Below are 3,215 nucleotides of genomic sequence, written 5' to 3'. Positions count from 1 at the left end.
TACAAAACCAAAAAGGTAAGCAAATGCACCTATAATAAGACCGATAATAATGCCTACAAACGGGAACAGGTATATTCTTTTTACCAGTTCATCAAGACCTTCCATTGTGAGTCCGAAAGGTATGGTGGACAGAAATCCGAAACCTGATTTTACTGCAAGTAAATATGAATTCATTCCGCAACCACACCAGTCGTTTTATTCACCAGATTCATTATTGTTGTCCATTTCTGCTATGGCTCTTGTATACATATTTGCAGAAACACCGCCTACAATACCTGCGACTACATCGTCCATAAATGGTCCAAGCTTTGAAAGAATTCCGGGTTTTTCCTTATCAAAACGGACATATTCAAACATTCCTTTATCTCCGCTTATGTATTTTGAAATGCTCATGCCGAGCACCTCATCGGCAATAATAAAAGAGAGGTCTTTTTCATAGGAACTTTTACTCAGATTGGGAAGTGAGCCTGCTTCACCTTCTTTTTCAAGCAATATTCCCGAATACACCAGTATACAGAGGTTAGGGTCTGAAAATGCTATGTCCAGTTCTCTTGTGAAGATACTTTCTGCTTTTTCTTTGGTTTCAAGTCCTGGATGTGAAAAATATAATTCCATTGCAGTATCTATAATATTTTTTTTACTTACACCGTTTTTTTCCATAACATTATAGATTTCATTATCGTATCTTTCTTCTTCAAGTTCTTCAGGCTGTTCGCCTTTCAGGTATTTTTCATCTATATCTGATAATTTCATAACAATCCTCTTTAACAAAACCTTTTGGATTAGATATAACCAATTAAATTCATAATTCCATAAATAATCAATGAAAATATAATTATGGATATTATTGCTGCAGATATAATAATTTGGGATACTCTCTTAATATCAGAAGGTTCAGGTTCAGGGAAACTATCACCGAGTGTATAGGTATCCGGTTTTTCAAGTTTGATTCTGAGAGCTCCAGATACAGCTGCCATGGGATATCCAGAATTAGGTGATGATGTGAACCCTCCTTCATAGTAGGCACATTTTAATGAATCGACGATGCTGAGTTTTTTCTCGACAAAAATATTGACCACAAACGCGGATAATGCGATAAATACTACCGACATTCTAGCGGGGACCCAGTTTAGTACATCATCGAGTTTAGCGGATACATACCCCAATTCATTGTAGGTATCGTTTTTGTAACCGACCATTGAATCCAGTGTATTAACCGCTTTGTAGGCATATACAGCCACAAGCCCAAAGGGTCCAAGAATTGAATAATAAAATATTGGGCTTAAAATTCCATCTGTAAAGTTTTCAGATGTTGATTCTATTACGGCGGATGACATCTGACTACTTTTTAGTTTATATGGGTCTCTGCTGACAAATATTTTTAATTTTGAACGAACATCATCCAGACGATTTTGAATCAGGTCATTGTAAATATCTTGGCCGTGTATAATAAGACTTCGTATAGCGAATGTGGATTTTAAAAAATAGGCTGAGATGAGAATAGCAATAGTCCCTGGTATATAAGATGCTGCAGTAAACAATGTGATAATATAACCAATAGCTGATGCAAACACTATACATATAGTTGCAAGAAATATCCCGTATAATTTTCTGGATTTTTCAGGGGATGTTTTATCCATGAAAGCTATAAATTTGCCTATCCAGACCACAGGATGGATTGAAGCAGGAGGTTCACCAACCAGCAAATCAAAAACTGTTGCTACAATAAGAACCGATATAAAAAATTCAGCATCTGGTGTTAGAAAACCAATCATAGAAGAGGCTCCACTATCCTTTCCCAAGCTTTATTCAGGTTTTGTTTTGTATCACCATTTTCTTCCATGAGAACATCCAGTATCTGCTCTACAATTTTTTCCTTGTGGATAATATGACAGTCAGAACAGCTCCATACATTTCCTCCACCAGTACTCTTAATGTATTGACCTCCTGTACGCTCATCTTCGCATGGATAGAAAGGACAGAAACAAAAAGTACAATCCTGCCCAGGATAGTGGCAGGGATAATATTCACAGGTACTTCTACCTGAATGGTTGCCTGTTGATGCAGATTCCAGTTTGGATTCCAAATATTTGTTTCCTTGCTCCTGTCCCCATTCAGTAAGCAATTCACCTATATATTTAGCCAGTTTATCGGTATCCTCCGAATTTCTGACAGCGACTCTGATAAACTCGTTACCAAGTGAACAGAACGAACTGCAGTCTCTTACAAGTACGCCTCTTGCAGCCAGTCTCCGGGAAAGTTCAGTAGAATCCATCACAGATTCACTTACATCCACAAGTATGTAGTTCACACTGCTGTCCAGTGGAGTGAATCCGTGAATCCTTGAAATCCTGTCGATGAGATACTTGCGTTCCCTGTCAATCATTTTCCTTGAATCTCTGAAATATGAACTGTAAACACCGCCTTCCATGCCCAGCAATTCAGTACCCACAACATCGGATACAAACCCCATGTTCCATGACAATCTGGCATTGTCAAGCACATTTGCCAGTTTTTGTGATGCAACACCGAATCCTACACGGATGCCCGGTATAGCAAACGATTTTGTAAGCGAGCGCATGACAAACACAAAATTGTTATCCTTTACGAGTTCAGCAACGCTTTGCTCAGGGTCTGAAAGTTCGATAAACGCCTCGTCCACAAACAGAAGGGTACTGGTTTTTGCACACCGGTCAGCCAAATCCTTTAGTGTAGACCTTGACAGCAGTTCTCCTGTAGGGTTGTTGGGGTTGCAAACAAAAAGAATCTTTGAGCCGTTAAGGAGTTCATCTGAAATCTGGGGAATCTCACTGTAATTAATATATATGGGTCTGGCACCGAAAATCCTGCACTGGAGTTCATACTCATCAAAAGTTGGCCGAGGTATTATCACCTGGTTACCCTTTTCGACCACACATTCTGCCACCAGTCTTATGAGTTCACACGAACCGTTGCCGAGTATTATATTTTCTCTATCCAGATTACCGATAAACCCTGCTGCAGCTTCCCTAAATTCCAGATAACGGTTGTCGGGATAACGGGTGAGTTTTCCCGTATTGTTGCTGACAAGTTCCTCGAGACTGCAGTTGTAGTAATGGAAGGGTGTACCAAGCGGATTCAGGCTTGCGCTGAAATCAAGTAAATCTGATTCATCCAGATTGTATTTCTGGGCGGTTTCGCGAACCAATCCTCCATGTACGCATGGTTGCAGTTGC

The 3,215-nt window shown here is 39.5% G+C and carries 3 protein-coding genes and 1 pseudogene; all 4 read right to left on the bottom strand.

Translation table 11 applies throughout. The features are described 5' to 3' along the window. Positions 1-174, bottom strand: a pseudogene (locus tag QZ276_RS00080) (adenosylcobinamide-GDP ribazoletransferase); the annotation flags it as partial. Positions 175-195: 21 nt separating this feature from the next. Beyond that, on the bottom strand, positions 196-753 hold the full coding sequence (gene cobZ / locus QZ276_RS00075) for an alpha-ribazole phosphatase CobZ (protein WP_292484129.1): 558 nt from the start codon (positions 751-753) through the stop codon (positions 196-198). A gap of 29 nt (positions 754-782) precedes the next feature. Then, entirely contained in the window at positions 783-1,775 is a 993-nt protein-coding gene (locus tag QZ276_RS00070) for a cobalamin biosynthesis protein (protein ID WP_292484128.1), read from the bottom strand. Further along, positions 1,772-3,215, bottom strand: a 1,444-nt coding sequence (locus QZ276_RS00065) for an aminotransferase class I/II-fold pyridoxal phosphate-dependent enzyme (RefSeq protein ID WP_292484126.1), incomplete at its 5' end; no start/stop codon positions are given. The genes QZ276_RS00065 and QZ276_RS00070, both read right to left, overlap by 4 nt.

Origin of the sequence: Methanohalobium sp. (assembly GCF_018609725.1) — an archaeon.
Taxonomy (GTDB): domain Archaea; phylum Halobacteriota; class Methanosarcinia; order Methanosarcinales; family Methanosarcinaceae; genus Methanohalobium.
This window is presented reverse-complemented; position numbering and strand designations above follow the sequence as displayed.

Excerpts from the sequence above, each read along its gene's own strand:
- QZ276_RS00070 (WP_292484128.1), bottom strand. The coding sequence starts at position 1,775 with ATGATTGGTTTTCTAACACCAGATGCTGAATTTTTTATATCGGTTCTT.
- cobZ (WP_292484129.1), bottom strand. The coding sequence starts at position 753 with ATGAAATTATCAGATATAGATGAAAAATACCTGAAAGGCGAACAGCCT.